Annotated in this window: 15 protein-coding genes; 6 read left to right on the top strand and 9 right to left on the bottom strand. The window is 64.4% G+C overall.

Translation table 11 applies throughout. The features are described from left to right. Positions 1-39: 39 nt before the first annotated feature. The 3 genes from QRQ56_RS09830 to QRQ56_RS09820 form a co-directional block, all read right to left on the bottom strand. A complete protein-coding gene (locus QRQ56_RS09830) occupies positions 40-606 on the bottom strand; it encodes an invasion associated locus B family protein (RefSeq protein WP_438739379.1) in 567 nt (188 codons plus the stop codon). Positions 607-670: 64 nt separating this feature from the next. Next, positions 671-3,817 carry an efflux RND transporter permease subunit gene (locus QRQ56_RS09825; RefSeq protein ID WP_438739377.1) on the bottom strand — a complete coding sequence of 1,049 codons (3,147 nt, stop codon included), beginning with the start codon at positions 3,815-3,817 and terminating at the stop codon, positions 671-673. Further along, positions 3,814-4,986, bottom strand: coding sequence for an efflux RND transporter periplasmic adaptor subunit (locus QRQ56_RS09820; protein ID WP_438739375.1), 1,173 nt, complete (start codon positions 4,984-4,986; stop codon positions 3,814-3,816). Before QRQ56_RS09820 ends, QRQ56_RS09825 begins: the two co-directional genes overlap by 4 nt. Positions 4,987-5,364: 378 nt before the next feature. On the opposite strand from QRQ56_RS09820, the gene QRQ56_RS09815 reads away from it, so the two are divergent. The 6 genes from QRQ56_RS09815 to QRQ56_RS09790 all read left to right on the top strand — a co-directional run bounded on the left by QRQ56_RS09815 (position 5,365) and on the right by QRQ56_RS09790 (position 11,169). Further along, complete coding sequence (locus QRQ56_RS09815; protein ID WP_438740137.1) at positions 5,365-5,604, top strand: hypothetical protein; 240 nt, start codon at positions 5,365-5,367, stop codon at positions 5,602-5,604. A gap of 221 nt (positions 5,605-5,825) precedes the next feature. Continuing rightward, the gene (locus QRQ56_RS09810) at positions 5,826-8,237 is read left to right on the top strand and encodes a TonB-dependent receptor (RefSeq protein ID WP_438739374.1); all 2,412 of its coding nucleotides are present in this window, start codon (positions 5,826-5,828) and stop codon (positions 8,235-8,237) included. 2 nt (positions 8,238-8,239) lie between these two features. Continuing rightward, complete coding sequence (locus QRQ56_RS09805; RefSeq protein WP_438739373.1) at positions 8,240-8,929, top strand: Fe2+-dependent dioxygenase; 690 nt, start codon at positions 8,240-8,242, stop codon at positions 8,927-8,929. Next, complete coding sequence (exbB, locus tag QRQ56_RS09800) at positions 8,926-9,885, top strand: tonB-system energizer ExbB (RefSeq protein WP_438739371.1); 960 nt, start codon at positions 8,926-8,928, stop codon at positions 9,883-9,885. Before QRQ56_RS09805 ends, exbB begins: the two co-directional genes overlap by 4 nt. Before the next feature lie 3 nt (positions 9,886-9,888). Beyond that, a complete protein-coding gene (gene exbD / locus QRQ56_RS09795) occupies positions 9,889-10,344 on the top strand; it encodes a TonB system transport protein ExbD (protein WP_438739370.1) in 456 nt (151 codons plus the stop codon). A 12-nt stretch (positions 10,345-10,356) separates the two neighbouring features. Then, positions 10,357-11,169 carry an energy transducer TonB family protein gene (locus QRQ56_RS09790; RefSeq protein WP_438739368.1) on the top strand — a complete coding sequence of 271 codons (813 nt, stop codon included), beginning with the start codon at positions 10,357-10,359 and terminating at the stop codon, positions 11,167-11,169. On the opposite strand, the gene QRQ56_RS09785 is transcribed toward QRQ56_RS09790, so the two are convergent. The 6 genes from QRQ56_RS09785 to QRQ56_RS09760 form a co-directional block, all read right to left on the bottom strand. Further along, the gene (locus QRQ56_RS09785; protein WP_438740136.1) at positions 11,157-11,579 is read right to left on the bottom strand and encodes a hypothetical protein; all 423 of its coding nucleotides are present in this window, start codon (positions 11,577-11,579) and stop codon (positions 11,157-11,159) included. The two genes, QRQ56_RS09790 and QRQ56_RS09785, sit on opposite strands and share 13 nt — an antisense overlap. A gap of 63 nt (positions 11,580-11,642) precedes the next feature. After that, complete coding sequence (locus QRQ56_RS09780) at positions 11,643-12,323, bottom strand: site-2 protease family protein (RefSeq protein ID WP_438739366.1); 681 nt, start codon at positions 12,321-12,323, stop codon at positions 11,643-11,645. 146 nt (positions 12,324-12,469) lie between these two features. Continuing rightward, the gene (locus QRQ56_RS09775) at positions 12,470-12,862 is read right to left on the bottom strand and encodes a GFA family protein (protein WP_438740135.1); all 393 of its coding nucleotides are present in this window, start codon (positions 12,860-12,862) and stop codon (positions 12,470-12,472) included. Then, positions 12,862-14,031, bottom strand: a complete 1,170-nt coding sequence (locus QRQ56_RS09770; protein WP_438739365.1) for a serine hydrolase domain-containing protein — start codon at positions 14,029-14,031, stop codon at positions 12,862-12,864. Before QRQ56_RS09770 ends, QRQ56_RS09775 begins: the two co-directional genes overlap by 1 nt. 30 nt (positions 14,032-14,061) lie before the next feature. After that, entirely contained in the window at positions 14,062-14,808 is a 747-nt protein-coding gene (locus tag QRQ56_RS09765) for an SDR family NAD(P)-dependent oxidoreductase (RefSeq protein ID WP_438739364.1), read from the bottom strand. A gap of 16 nt (positions 14,809-14,824) precedes the next feature. Beyond that, positions 14,825-15,556 carry an SDR family oxidoreductase gene (locus tag QRQ56_RS09760; protein ID WP_438739363.1) on the bottom strand — a complete coding sequence of 244 codons (732 nt, stop codon included), beginning with the start codon at positions 15,554-15,556 and terminating at the stop codon, positions 14,825-14,827. Positions 15,557-15,616: the final 60 nt, after the last annotated feature.

The raw sequence follows: 15,616 nt of genomic DNA, 5'->3' as shown, positions 1-15,616 counted from the left end.
AGTGCGCAATTGCGCACAAGGCGGGCGATGACAGATCCGTTACTTGATCTTGTCGTAGGCCGCGGCGAAATCGCCCAGCGGCATCGGGATCGCAATCGTCTCTTTGGCCATGTTCTGGAAGGAGACCTTGAGCTGCTTGCCCGACCGCAAGGCGGCGAGCAGGTCCGCCGCTAGTGGCGTCGAGGCGTAGCAGCCGCGGTTCTCGCAGGTCTGGATCTGGAGATCGACCGTCTTGCCTTCGTCGACCTGGAGCTTGGCGCCGACGGGAAGGTTGAGGCCGAGCGGCAATTGCAGGAGCGCAATCGGGGTGCGGGTGTCGGGCGCGATGCGGATGTTGATCAGGACGACGGTCTGGCCGGTCTTTGTCAGCACCGCGTTCTGCTCCATCGCGCATTCGAGCGCCGCATCGCGGCTGGCGCTGGTGCAGCGGACGATCCAGCCGGGCTGTCCGGGAGCGCCTTCGGCCTGCTGCTGCGTGGGCGCTGGCGCGGGCTGTGCCGCCGGGGCAGGCGCTGCGTTCTTCTTGGCGCCCTGCTGGGCATGCGCGGCAGCCGTCGACAGCAGGACGGCAGCGGCGAGGGCGACAAGTCTGGATTGCATGAGCATGGCGAAACCGCGTTGGCGTGAACCGGGGGTCTCGCTGTAGCGTCGCGCGAGGCGCGGCGCAAGCTTACTCGGCGGCCTGCTTGACGCCGCCGTGCTCGGTCGCCTCGTGGCCCTCGCCGTCATCCGACCGGCCCCAGGTGGAGAACCAGTTGTTGAGCTTGTCGAGATAGAGATAGACCACCGGCGTGGTGAACAGCGTCAGCGCCTGGCTGACGATCAGGCCGCCGACCATGGCGTAGCCGAGCGGCTGGCGGATTTCGGCGCCGGTGCCGTGGCCGAGCATCAAGGGTACGCCGCCGAGCAGCGCTGCCATCGTCGTCATCATGATCGGGCGGAAGCGCAGCAGCGCGGCCTGGCGGATCGATTCCTCCGGCGTCTTGTGCTCGTCGCGTTCGGCGGCGATGGCGAAGTCGACCATCATGATGCCGTTCTTCTTGACGATGCCGATCAGCAGGATGATGCCGATCAGCGCAATCAGGCTGAAGTCGAATCCGGCCGCCATCAGGATCATGAGCGCGCCGACGCCGGCCGAGGGCAGGGTCGACAGAATCGTGATCGGGTGGATGTAGCTCTCGTAGAGGATGCCAAGGATCAGATAGACCACGACCAGCGCGGCGAGGATCAGCAGCGGCACGGTGCCGAGCGACTGCTGGAAGGCCTGCGCGGTGCCCTGGAAACTCGAGTTCAGCGTCGGCGGCGCGCCCAGATCGGCCATCGCCTTCTGCACGGCCTCAGTGGCCTGGCCGAGCGCGACTCCTTGCGCGAGGTTGAAGCTGATCGTGATCGCCGGGAACTGGCCCTGGTGGCTGATCGAGAGCGGACGGACCGGATCGGAAGTCCAGGTCGCGAACGTGGACAGCGGCACCTGGTCGCCGGTCAGCGGCGATTTGAGATAAAGCTTGTTCAGGGTGTCGAGATTGCCCTGCATCTCCGGCAGGATTTCCAGGATCACCCTGTAGGTGTTGAGCTGGGTGAAATACTGCGTGACCTGACGCTGTCCGAAGGAGTCATACAGCGTGTCGTCGATCAACTGCGGCTGGATGCCGTAGCGCGAGGCGGTGTCGCGGTTGATCTTGAGCTGGACGGTGGTGCCCTGCGTCTGCTGGTCGGTGGCGACGTCGCGCAGTTGCGCCAGCGTCTGCATCTTGGCCAGGATCTTCGGCGCCCATTCGTTGAGCTCGTCCAGATTGGCGTCCTGCAGCGTGAACTCGAATTGCGTGCGGGTCGGTCGGCCGCCGAGCCGGACGTCCTGGGCTGCCTGCATGTAAACGCGGGCGCCTTCGACCTTGTCGAACTGCGGACGCAGCCGCGCGATGATCTGCTGGGCCGAGGCCTCGCGCTTGTCGCGAGGCTTGAGCGTGATGAAGATGTTGCCGTTGTTGCCGGCGCGGCCGCTGCCGCCGATCGACATGGCAACGCTGGCGACGTCCGGATCGGCCAGGATGATCTTGCCGAGCTGTTCCTGGCGCCGGACCATCTCCTTGAACGAGATGTCCTGCGAGGCTTCCGAGGTCGCGGTGATCAGGCCGACGTCCTGCTGCGGGAAGAAGCCCTTCGGGATCAGGACGAACAGGTAGATCGACAGCCCAAGCGTGGCGAAGAAGATCGCGAGCGTGGTGCGCCGCCAGGCGAGGGCGTGATCCAGAACGTATTCGTAGCCGCGCAGCATCGCGTCGAAGGCGCGCTCGCTCCATTGATAGAAGCGGCCGTGGTGCACCTCTCCGTGGGCGCGCAGGAAGCGCGAGGCCATCATCGGCGTCAGGGTCAGCGACACGAACATCGAGACGAAAATGGTCATCGCCAGCACGACGGCGAATTCGCGGAACAGGCGGCCAATGATGCCGCCCATCAGCAGCAGCGGGATCAGCACGGCGACCAGCGAGATGCTGATCGACACGATGGTGAAGCCGATTTCCTTGGAACCGCGGAAGGCCGCCGCCATCGGCGCTTCGCCTTCCTCGATGTAACGCGTGATGTTCTCGAGCATCACGATCGCGTCGTCCACGACGAAACCGACCGCGATGGTGAGCGCCATCAGCGACAGATTGTCGAGCGAATAGCCGGCGACCCACATCAGCGCGCACGCGCCCAGCAGCGCCAATGGAACCGTGATGGTGGGAATGACGGTGGCCCAGAAGCTGCGCAGGAAGATGAAGATGACCATGACCACGAGGGCGATGGTCAGGAGCAGCGTGAACTGGACGTCCTCGACCGCCGCGCGGATGGTCGTCGTCCGGTCGCTGATCAGCTCGATCTTGATCGCGGGCGGGATCGCCGCGACGAGGCGCGGAAGCGTCGCCTTGATCCGGTCGACGGTCTCGATGACGTTGGCGCCCGGCTGCTTGAAGATCACGAGGAACACGCCGCGCTTGCCGTTGGCCCAGGCCGCCTGCTTGGCGTCTTCGGCGGCGCTGACGGCCCGGCCGATGTCGCGGATGCGCAACGGTCCGCCGTTGCGATAGGCGATCACGACGTCGTTCCAGTCCTTGGACTGGGTGAGCTGGTCGTTGGCGTAGATGGTGTAGGCGCGCTTCTCGCCGTCGATATTGCCCTTGGGGCTGTCGACCGTGGTGATCGCGATCTGGCTGCGCACGTCCTCCATCGACAGGCCCTTGGCGACGAGCTTCGCCGGATCGACCTGGATGCGGATGGAGGGTTTCTGCTGGCCGCCGATGAAGACCTGGGCGACGCCCGAGAGCTGGCTGATTTGCTGGGCGAGCTGGGCGTCGACCGCGTCGCTAACGCTGGTCAGAGGCAGCGTCTCCGAGGTCGCCGACAGCAGCAGGATCGGGGCGTCGGCCGGGTTGACCTTGCGGTAGGTCGGCGGCGAGGGCAGGTTTTTCGGCAGCTGGCCGCTGGCGGCGTTGATGGCGCCCTGCACGTCGTTGGCGGCGCCGTCGATGCTGCGGTTGAGGTCGAACTGGATCGTGATCGAGGCGGTGCCGAGATAACTCGTCGAGGTCATCTGGGCGATGCCGGGGATCTGGGCGAACTGGCGCTCCAGCGGCTGGGCGACGGACGAGGCCATCGTCTCGGGGCTGCCGCCCGGCAAATTGGCGGTGATCTGGATGGTCGGGAAGTCGACCTGCGGCAGCGGTGCGACCGGGAGCAGGGGGTAGGCGACGAGACCGACAAAGAGGATCCCGGCCATCAGCAGCGAAGTGCCGATGGGATAACGGATGAAAGGTGCCGAAATCCCGCCCTCGGTCATTCCTGTCGTACCTTGTTCTGGGCCGGGTTGGAGCTTGCCACCGTCGTCGAGACGAGGCTTCCGGGCTGTACCTTGAACTGGCCGCCGGTGATCACCTGCTGGCCGGGGCTCAAGCCTTCATCGATGACCGAATGCCCATCGATGGCGTAGCTGACTTTGACCTTGTGCACTTCGGCCTTGTTGTCCTGATTGACCGTGTAGGCATAAAGGCCGTTGGTCGAATGCTGGACCGCGTCGTCGGGCACCACGGTCGCGTCCTTGAGCGTCCGCACCAGAAGGCGCGTCGACACCGACTGTCCCGGCCACAGCGTGTGGTCCTTGTTGTCGAACACCGCCTTGAGCCGGATGGTCCCGCTAGTGGTGTCGACCTGGTTGTTGATGACGGCGAGCTTGCCCTCGGCCAGCGTCTTCTTGCCGTCGGTGGTGAAGGCGATCACCTTGAGTGCGCCCGCCTTCTGCCCCTCGCTGATGTAGGGAAGCTGGTCTTCCGGCGCGGTGAAGATCACCGAGATCGGCTCGACCTGCGTGATCGTGACGATGCCGGTCTGGGTCGAGGCGTTGACGATGTTGCCGACGTCGACCAGGCGCAGGCCGGCGACGCCGGTGATCGGCGCCTTGATCTGGGTGTAATCGAGCTGGGTCTGGGCGTTGGAGATCGCGGCTTCGTCGGCGGCGATCTGGGCGGTGAGCTGGGCGACGGTGGAGCGCTGGGTGTCGACCCGCTGTGCGGTGGCGAATTCGCCGAGCTTCATGGCGCGCTGGAGCTCGAGATTGGCATTGGCCAGGTTCGCCTCGTCCTGCGCCTTCTTGGCCTTGGCCTGGTCGAGCGTGGCTTGATAGGGGCGGGGATCGATCGAGGCCAGGAGCTCGCCTTCCCTGGCGATCTGCCCTTCCGCGAAGGCGATCTTGTCGATCTGGCCGTCCACGCGGCTCCGGACTTGTACGGTGTTGAAACCCTGAACCGTGCCGAGACCCGTCAGGTAGACCGGGAAATCGACCTTCTGGACCGGCGACACGCTGACGGGAACGGCGGGCGCGCGCGACGGACCCTTTTGCGCTGACTGCGTTTTTGTCGCGTCCGGAGAGCCGTATTTGTGCCATCCGTAGTAACCCGCGGAGGCCGCGGCTGCGATGATCAGAAGCCAGAGGATCGGCCGGGACTTTTTCATGTTGTCTCGTGTCGGCTCTTGTGCCCTCGCTTACGAATTACAGGGCAATCGCAGGGTTCCAGCGCGCTTGTATAATACACGCCAAGTTCCAGTGTAAACAGCACTATCGGCTGAGAATCCTAAACAATTGGAAAGCTTTGCACCGTCTGGGCAGTGTCGTGGCGCGGCGGTGTGCAGAGCTGCATTTTCGCAGCGGTGTCCTCCACGGGCAAGTCCTTTGCGATCCACACAGACGATGCGCTCATACCCATCGTGGGTAGTGGCCAAGCAACGTTCGGTGCCGGCGAGAAGAATGGTTCTAAACCGCGCGGCGGCGCTTTCGGTTGTCAGGAAATTTGGCATCGTTCATATCGGCGCCGCCACACATGGAGCGCAGGCATGGACGAATTGAACGGCAAGCTGATCGCGTGTCAGATCTTGATCACGGGATTGATCGCGCGCGTGGCCAACGAGCAGCGCGATCCCTTGCGCTTCCTCACCGATTTCCGGGACGAGATCAAAGCCGTCGTGAACGGCGTCAACATCGCCGGCATGGACGGCACGGATCGCGTGCGCGCCGTCGCTCAGAAAACCGTCGATGAATTGTTTTCGCTGATGAAGCCGCCGAGCAGCGATTGAAGCTGCGAAGAGGGCTGCGACTGCGCGGGTTTTCGCGCGTTGTTTAGAACGAGTCCAATCGCAGTTTAGAACGGTTTCAAACTGAAGTTTAGAATCGTTTTGATCTGGATCGATTCAAGGGTTCTTGCGAGCCGCTCGCATTGACCCATTATTTTGCCGCCGATACCAACAACCCATCGTTCGCCGGAATGAATGAGCGAACAGAAGATGGGGCGTTGGTAATGGGGCAGGTGGTCGCACCGAAGTCGTTGCGTTCGGTCGCAGCATTCGATCTGTTGGATGAAAAGTTTGCGGGCGTTTCCGGAAAGAGAGCTTCTGCAGTCGCGGGCTTGATGGCGGTGGCGTCGGTGTCGAGCGGCGCGCAAGCGCAGCAGTCGAACCTGCCGCCGGTGACGGTCGACGCGCCTGTCGAGCGGCCGCGTCCGACGGCATCCAAGCCCTCGCCGGAGCAGGTCCGCGCCCGCAACGCGATTCGTCGTGCCGCGCAGCGCGACCAGGCGGCGCAGCAGGCGGCCCCGACCACGCCGTCAGGCTCTGTCGACGGCAATCCCTATGCCGATCCGGCCGCGCCCTACAAGGTCGACCACGTCCAGGCCTCGGGCAAGTTTCCCGAGAAGATGCTGAATACGCCCAAGACCATCACGGTGCTCAGCAAGGAGGTGCTTCAGGACAAGAACGCCACGACGCTGAAGGAGATCGGGCGCTCGACCGCGGGCGTGACGCTCGGCTCGGGCGAGGGCGGTAACGCGTTCGGCGACCGCTTCTTCATCCGCGGCTTCGACGCGCGCAACGACGTGTTCATCGACGGCATCCGCGATCCCGCCGTTTCCATCCGCGAGAACTTCTTCACCGAGCAGATCGAGATCCTGCGCGGTCCCGCGTCCTCCTATGCCGGCCGCGGCACCGCCGGAGGCGCCATCAACATCGTCACCAAGCAGGCTGGCGACGTCAACTTCAAGCGCGTGGATTCCGAGTTCGGGACCGACATGACCAAGCGCGTCACGCTCGACGTCAACCAGGTCATCGATCCCACCTTCTCGGTTCGCACCGGCGGTCTGTTCCAGGACGCCAACGTCGCCGGACGCAACTACGTGACCGACAATCGCTGGGGCAGCTTCATCTCGACCAAATATACCCCGACCAGCGACATCAAGATCACGACCAACTACGTTCACACCGATCTCAGCGGCCTTCCCGATTTCGGCGTGCCTTATTACAAGCAGGGCAACGTGCCCGTGACCTCGGCCGGCATTCCGCGCGGAAACTGGTACGGCTTCCTCAATCGCGACTTCCAGACGGCGCGGCAGGATTTCGGCACCGGCACGATCGAGTACAAGGTCAACGACGCCATCACGCTGACCAGCAAGGTGCGCGGCGAGCATTCGCTGCTCAACTACATCGGCACGCTGCCGCAGAATCCGATTACGACCAGCTCCAATCCGATGCTCTGGACCACGACCGCGAGCACGCAGAGCCGCTACCAGACCGTGGACGTGTGGGCCAACCAGAACGAGGCCACGTTCAAGCTCGATACCGGCGGGGTCAAGCACACCGCGGTGGTCGGCGCCGAATATACCAATGAGAACATCTCGATCGACCGTTACTCCGGCCTCTCGTCGGAGTTGTTCGGTCCTGGCTCGACCAGCAACGGAGCTCAGCCGGGGGTCAATCTCTACTACCCGCAGTATACCAATCTCGGCGGCTTCAACACGCCTTCGCTGGTTGGAAATCCGACGCGCTATGGCGTCAACACCACCAGCGTCTATGTCATGGACACCGCGAACTGGCAGGACACCGTGATCCTGAATGGCGGCGTCCGCTATGACGGCTACAACATGAGCGCGTCGGTCAATGCGCCGCCCGCGCTGAAGATGAACGCGGATCTCGTCAACTACAATGTCGGCGCGGTCTACAAGCCGATGTCGATCGGCAGCGTGTATGTGGCCTATGCGACCTCCGCCAATCCGTTCGGATCGGAGCTCGACGCGACCGGCACCGACTACGGCGGCGTTCCGCCCAACACCGCGGTCCTGCTCGGGCCCGAGCGCAACAAGGCCGCCGAGGTCGGCACCAAATGGGAGCTGGCGGACCGGCACCTGCTGGTCAGCGCTGCGCTGTTCCAGACCACGAAGGACAACGCCCGCGAGAACGACGCCGCCGGCAAGCTCACCTCGAACGCGGCCTACCGCATCCAGGGCATCGACATCGAGGCCGAGGGCAAGATCACCGATCGCTGGAGCATCTTCGGTGGCCTCGTGCTGATGCAGTCGAAGGTCACGCAGAGCAACATCGCCTCCAACATCGGCCTGCAGCTGGCCAACGTCGCCCATCAGTCGTTCAGCATGCTAACCAAGTACAAGTTCGACGACGGCTGGGAGATCGGCGGGCAGGCGGTGTATCGCTCGAAGGTCTATGGCGGCACGTTCGCGGCCAATACCGGCAATCTGTTGCCGAGCTACTGGCGCTTCGACGCGTTCGTCGAAAAGAAGATCGACAAGAACTGGACCATGAAGTTCTACGCCCAGAACCTCACCAACAAGCTGTACTACGACACGCTCTATCGCAGTGCAGTGCCGTTTGTGGCGGTCGCTCCGGGCCGGGCCTTCTACATCGTCACGACCGCGAAGTTCTGATCATGTTGACGTGTCTGCCTGGCATCCTGAGCAAAGACGATGTGGCGGATTTCCGCCGCATCATGGATGCCAGCGAATGGGAGGATGGCCGCTCGACCGCGGGGGCGCAGTCGGCCATCGTCAAGCGCAACGAGCAACTGCCGCCCGACAGCGAAGTTGCGCGAAAGCTCGGCAACCGGATCATCTCGGCGCTGACGTCGAACCCGCGCTTCATCGCGGCGGCGGTCCCGCTACAGATCTTCCCGCCGCTGTTCAACCGCTATGCGGCGAGCAGCGGCCATCATTTCGGCCTGCATGTCGACAATGCGATCCGCGGCGACCGGCTGACCGGCCTTCGCATCCGCACAGACCTGTCGGTGACGCTGTTCCTCGCCGAGCCGGAAGAGTACGATGGTGGCGAACTTGTGATCGAGGACACTTACGGCTCGCACGAAGTCAAATTGTCGGCCGGTGACTGCGTGCTCTACCCCTCGACCAGCCTCCATCTCGTCACGCCCGTGACGAGGGGAACGCGGGTTGCGTCTTTCTTCTGGCTTCAGAGCATGATACGGGACGATCAAGCCCGGAGCATGATCTTCGACCTCGACACCGCGATACAGGCGCTGGTGGACCGGCTCGGGCGTGACGATCCCGAAACGGTCAAATTGACGGGTATCTATCACAACCTCATTCGCTACTGGGCCGAAGTATGAAGACCATGACCTCAAGAGCAAGCCTTGCCGCCGCCGCGATGCTGGCAGCCGCCTGGCTCGCATCTCCCGTTTCTGCCCAGACACAAAATGCGCCCGCGGCGTCGACGCAGCAGGCAGCTCCGCCGCCTGCGGCCAGCCCGGCGCCAGCAGCCGTCCCCTCGGCGACCTCGCCGGCGATCCCGACCGCGACCGCGCCTGCAGCGTCGTCGCCGTCCGCGGCCCCTGCGGCCGCAAAGACCGAGGCAGCCACCGGCGTCGCGCCGGCCATGAAGGAGCTGTCGCCCTGGGTGATGTTCATGTCGGCGGACGTCATCGTGAAGGCGGTGATGATCGGGCTCGCCTTCGCATCGCTGATGACCTGGACCGTCTTCATCGCCAAGTCGATCGAGCTGTCGGTCGCCTCCGCCAAGCTTCGTTCGGCCCTGAAGAAGGTGGCTGAGACGCGCTCCCTCGCCGAAGCGCAGATGGCGCTTGGTGCGAAGGAGGGCATCCTGCCGTCCTTCCTGGCGGCGGCCCTCCGCGAGGCGCGGATGTCGGCCGGCCTGTCCAGCGATGCCGGCATCAAGGAGCGCGCGGCCTCCAGCTTTTCGGAGATCGTGCGCGCCGAGGCGCGGCGCATCCGGATCGGCATGGGCGTGCTCGCGACCATCGGCTCGACGTCGCCCTTCGTCGGCCTGTTCGGCACGGTCTGGGGCATCATGAACAGCTTCATCGGCATCTCGAAGTCGCAGACCACGAACCTTGCCGTCGTCGCGCCTGGAATCGCAGAGGCGCTGCTCGCCACCGCGATCGGCCTCGTCGCCGCCATTCCCGCCGTCATCATCTACAACCACTTCTCGCGCGTGACGAAGGGCTATCTCGAGCTGGTCAGCCGCGCCTCGGGCGCCGCGGGGCGGTTGCTGTCGCGCGATCTCGACCGCAGCCACGGCAGCGTGCATTCGCGCGCAGCGGAGTGAACCATGGCCGTCTCGCTCGCAGACAATGATGACGACGACGACTTCTCCGAAACGCATGACATCAACGTCACGCCGTTCATCGACGTCATCCTGGTCCTGCTGATCATCTTCATGGTCGCAGCCCCGCTGTCCACGGTCGATCTGCCGATCGACCTGCCGACGTCGAGCGCGACGCCGCAGAAGAAGCCGGACAAGCCGACCTATCTCAGCATCAAGCCCGACCTGACGCTTGCCCTCGGGGAGAACCCGGTGCACCGGGCCGAGTTGATCGGGACGCTCGACGGGCTGTCGGACATGAGCAAGGACAAGTACGTGTTCCTGCGTGCCGATCGTTCGGTTCCGTACGGGGAGTTGATGGGCGTCATGGAGCTCCTGCGCTCAGGCGGCTATACGCGGGTGAAGCTGGTGGCGCTGGAAGGCGCTCCGGGCGCGCCTGCGGCAGGCGCCGCTCAGCCCTAGAGAAGACACGCGATGACGGACGAACTCAGACCATCCCGGAAGCTCTGGATCGTGGCGGCGGTAGCGGCGCTGGTGCTCCATCTGGGTGGGGCTGCGCTCGCTCTGGCTCATTTGCGGGCCGACGACGACGGCGACGGCCTCGGTGCGGCCGGCGCCGAGTTCGCCGTCGAGATGGCATCGCCCAAGGCACCCGACACCGATCTGCCGCCGGGGCCCGACAGCGAAGCGATGCAGGAGCAGCAGGCGCTCCCCGAGCAAAAGGCCGAGACCAAGGAAACCGAGCTGCCGAAGGATCAGTCGCAGCAGGTCGAGGATCCCGATCGGGTCGTCACTGAAAACACGTCCAAGAAGCCGCAGGACGAGGATCCGAAGATCGCGGCGATCGAAACGCCCGCGGCCGAGGCATCACCGAAGTCGGTCGCGACCGCGCGGCAGACACTCGATGAAGACGCGCGCGAGGCCGAGAAGGCCCTGGCTCCCGTGATCGGGCTCGGCAAGGACATCCTGAGAATTACGGCCGACTGGAATCGCAAGATCAGCGCGCATCTTGCCGCCCACAAGGTCAATCCGGAAGGCAAGCAGCCCAATAACCAGAAGGTCAAGGTGAGCTTCGCGATCAACCGGAAGGGCAACGTGCTGTCGGTGGACGTCGTGGAATCGTCGGGGGACACCGCCTACGATGCGGCCGCTGTCTCGATCGTGCGCAAGTCCGATCCCATCCCGCAGCCGCCCGCCGGCCTGACCGAGGACCGGTTCGAGCGGACCGTCGACATCATCTTCACGCCGCCGGATGCGAAAAAGAAGAAGACGGCTCAGCGCCAGTAGAGCCGGATTCCGACATAGACCACGACCAGGCACGCGAAGATCAGCGCCACCGGGAGCGGGCGTTTCTGGCCTCCGCCGAATGCGGCTGCCCCGAACGAGGCGGCCTTCTTCGGCGCCGGTGCCGGGCGACGGAAAGCGGTAACATTGTCCGCCGCCGGCTCTGCCGGGCGAGGGCGGACATCGGGCGGAGTTCCCGCGCCCCCCATCTCGGCATAATAGGCCTTGTAGATTGCACCGATGGTCGCCTCGGTGGCCTCACCCTCGCTCATCTGCGCCAACAGGTTCTGGTAGCTCACCAGAAATTCCTGCGCCTCCGGGGGCAAGGCGGAGGCCCCGTTGAGCTTGGCCATCATCTTCCAGGTGGCAAAATCGGCGCGAGCGCGGGTGTCGGCGCGTCGCGCGATGAGCATATCGGCAGCTTTGACCAAGTCGGCCTCTGGCCCTTCGGCTTGTGTTCGGGTGTCGCTGTTCAACTACGCATTGCCGGTCAGGAAGAGAACAGCCTGAATCACATAACCGGTCAACGTTCGCAGTATTGCTGAAATAACATCAAGATTTAGACCGAACTGGGAACCCGCAAGGGGTAGCAGGATCAACAGGCCGATCAGGATCAGCATCCCGAACGGCTCGAGCCGGGCCAGCGGCATGGCGAGGGGACGGGGCAACAGGCCGACCGCGACGCGCCCGCCATCGAGCGGCGGAAGCGGCATCATGTTGAAGACAGCCAGGATGGCGTTGAAACGAATTGCGTTCCAGATGTTATCGAGGATCCAGCGCGCCGAGGCGGCCGGAGCCCAGGGCAGCGCATGGATGGCAAGACCGGCGATCAGCGCCAGCAGGATGTTGGTGACGGGGCCGGCGAGCGCGACCCAAACCATGTCGAGCCTGGGATTACCGAGATTGCGGTAGTTCACCGGCACCGGCTTGGCATAGCCGAACAGGAACGGCGAATGCGTAAACACGAGCATCGCCGGCAGGATCACGGTGCCGAACGGGTCGATATGCTTGACGGGATTGAAGCTGACCCGGCCGAGCTGGAAGGCCGTGTTGTCGCCAAGACGATGTGCGACGAAGGCGTGCGCGGCCTCGTGGAACGTGATGGCAATCAGGATCGGAAAGATCCAGACGGAGATGTCATAGAGGGAAATGTTCACGGCTCGTCCGTCCCGGTTTGCCTACGGCCTTGCAGCCGTTCCGAACAACCGGCGGTGCAGCAACGCTTCGGGTCAAAGATAATGTCGCCGGTTCCGAAATGCCAATCGGCCAACGACCGGCGAGCGATGGCGCGCCGCGCCCGACGTCACGCCGGGATCGTCCCCTGATATTGCACCAGTCCGTCGTCGAGCTTCAGCCAGGCGGGCTTTTCCGAGATCCAGATGTGCTCGGTCGGCGCGAAGGCGTTGCGGTCGTCGAAGGCGGAAAGCGACACGCCCGCCAGCGTGCCGTTGCGCCGCCACGCGAACAGGCGCGTTCCGCAACGCTTGCAGAACACCCGGTCGATGGCCTCGGATGAGGCATAGCGCTCCGTCTCACCCTCGACGGTGAGCGAGCGCTGGTCGAACTGCGCGCGGGCGAAGAAGGGCGCGCCCATCGCCTTCTGACAGAGACGGCAATGGCAGACGCGGACGTTGAGCGGCGCGCCCTCCGCCTTGAACCGTACCGCGCCGCACAGGCACCCGCCTTCGTGGATCATCACGACACCCGCCATTCGCCGACCTGGCGCGCCATGTTCCAGTTGAGATTGTCGAGCTCGCCGTCCATGTCGGAATTCCTGCGTCTGGTATTGGTGAAGGCGGCCCAACAGAAGCCGCCATGGGTGCGCACGGCTATCGTGCTCGTGCCCGGCAGACTGCCATTGTGCCACCAATTGCCGAATTTGTTGACTGCGAACCCCTTGGCATAGTCCGGACTGTAGCTGGGCGCGGTGGTCATGACCTCGATGGTGCGCGGCCGCAGGATGTTCGCCGGCCGCGTGAAGCCGCCGACATGCATCAGAAGTCGGACGATATCCGCCGGCGTCGCGATCCAGCCGCCATGGGAATCCATTCGCCGGACGTTCATGGCGTAGGGATTTTCGCCCTGACCGTAATAGACGACTTCATTGGCCTGGCGCTGCTCGCGCCTGTCGTCGGCGATCGCCATGTCGGTGACGCCGCAGCGCGCCAGCACGTCGGTGCGGACCTGCTCGGCATAGGCCCAGCCGGTAAGCTTCTCGATGACGCGCCCGAGCACGCAATAGCCGAAATTGGAATAGGCGTAGCGCTGGCCCGGTGGGCGGTCCAGCGGCCGGTTGGCGAGCGTCCACGCGATCAACTGTGCCTGATCCATCCGGGGATGGGTGAACATGGGGTCGCGGTTGTCGTTGCTCCAGCCGCCGGCAGTGTGGGTCAGCAGATGCTCGAGCGTGATCTCGTCGATACCGGCAGAGTAGGGCGGAGGTCCGTAATCGGTGCCGAGCAGCGCGCCCGGGCCGAACACGCGATCCGTCAGTTTGAGGCGGTTCTCCTCGATCAGTCGGAAGATCGTGACCGAGGTGATCGGCTTGCTGACGCTGGCGATCCGGAACAGATGCCGCGACGTCAGGGCCTCGTTCCGCTCAATATCGGCAAGCCCGAAGGCGTCCTCATGAACAATGGTGCCGGCATACCCGATCGCGACCGACAGCGCCGGAACCCCGTACTTGTCCATGAAGCTGTGCGCGAGCCGTGCCATGGCGGCGCGCTCGGCCGGCGAGGGCGGGCGGATGCTCGGCGGGTTGGGCGCGAGTTGGGCCGATGTCGTCGATGACAGCAGCGGCAGCGCGCCTGCGCCAGCCGCGAGCTTCACGAAATCCCGACGCCCGAAATCACGCCCGAGCCGCATGGTCCGCCCCTTCGAGGGGCGGCCCCAGCTTCAATAGGTCGCCCGTCCGCCGGAGATATCAAACACTGCGCCCGTCGAGAAGGCACAATCTTCGGATGCGAGCCAGGCCACCATCGCGGCGAGCTCTTCGACCAGCACGAAGCGAGCCTTCGGGATCTTCGACAGCATGAAGTCGATATGCTGTTGCGTCATCTGGTCGAAGATCGCGGTCTTGGCGGCCGCCGGCGTTACCGCATTGACGAGGATGTCATGCGCGGCGAGCTCCTTGCCGAGCGACTTCGTCAGCGCGATCAGTCCGGCCTTGGACGCCGAATAGTGCGAGGCGTTGGGATTGCCTTCCTTGCCGGCGATCGAGGCGATGTTCACGATGCGCCCGTATTTCTGCTTGAGCATCGTGGGCACGATGGCCTTGCAGACGATGAAGGGGCCGTCGAGGTTGATGCGCAGGACTTTCCGCCACTCCTCGAGATCGGTCTCCCAGACCGGCTTGTTGACGCCGGCGATGCCGGCATTGTTGACGAGGATGTCGATCTTGCCGAACGCCGCCAGCGTCGCATCGCGCGCCTGCTCGACGGCGGCGGTGTCGGTGACGTCGACCTTGAAGACTTTCGTGTCGCCGCCGATTTCCTTCGCGGTCTTCTCGGCCAGCGCGGAATCGAAGTCCCAGATCGCGACCTTGGCGCCGGAGGCGGTGAGGCGCTCGGTGATGGCGCGGCCAAAGCCCTGGGCGCCGCCGGTGACGATGGCGACGCGGCCGTTGAGATCGATCTTGTTCATGCCCGCTGTCCCGGTGTCAGAGCATGTAGCCGCCGTCGACGACGAGGTCGACGCCGGTGGTGAAGGCGCTCTCGTCGCTGCCGAGATAGATCGCCATGTTGGCGATCTCCTCGGCGGTGCCGAGCCGGCCCATCTTCTGGCGGGAGACGAACATCTCCTTGCCCTGCGGGCCTTGCGCGGCGGCGCGGTCGAGCATCGAGGGCGTCTCGACGGTGCCGGGGCAGATCGAGTTGCAGCGGATGCCCTTGGTGATGAAGTCGAGCGCGACCGCACGCGACAGCAGCGACACCGCGGCCTTGGACGAGCTGTAGACGTAGCGGTTCGCCGGCGGCCGCAGCGCGGCGCAGGACGAGATGTTGACGATGCTGCCGCCGCCGCCCGCGATCATGTCGGGCAGGAAGGCCTTGATGGTCCGGTGCATCGACTTGACGTTGAGGTCGAACGAGAAGTCGAAATCCTCCTCCGAGCACTCCAGGATGGTGCCGTGATGCACGAAGCCGGCCGCGTTGAGCAGGATGTCGATCTTGCCGACGCGCTTGGCGAAGGCGTTGACGTCTGCGGTGTTGCGGACATCGAGCTTGGCGACCTCGGCGATGCCTTCCTTGGTAAGCCCTGCGATCCCGGCTTCGTTGATGTCGGTGGCGATGACGGTTGCGCCCTCACGCGCGAATGCGATGGCGCAAGCGCGCCCGATACCTGCGGCAGCAGCCGTGACGACGGCGCGCTTGCCCTTGAGGCGGTTTGCCATGTGTATTTCTCCTCACCTTGAAATTGATTGCTACGTCGTCATTGCGAGGTGCCGTAGCCC

This window comes from Bradyrhizobium sp. U531 (assembly GCF_051710265.1).
Lineage (GTDB): Bacteria > Pseudomonadota > Alphaproteobacteria > Rhizobiales > Xanthobacteraceae > Bradyrhizobium.
Note: the sequence above shows the minus strand (reverse complement) of the source record. Positions and strands in the feature narration are given on the sequence as shown.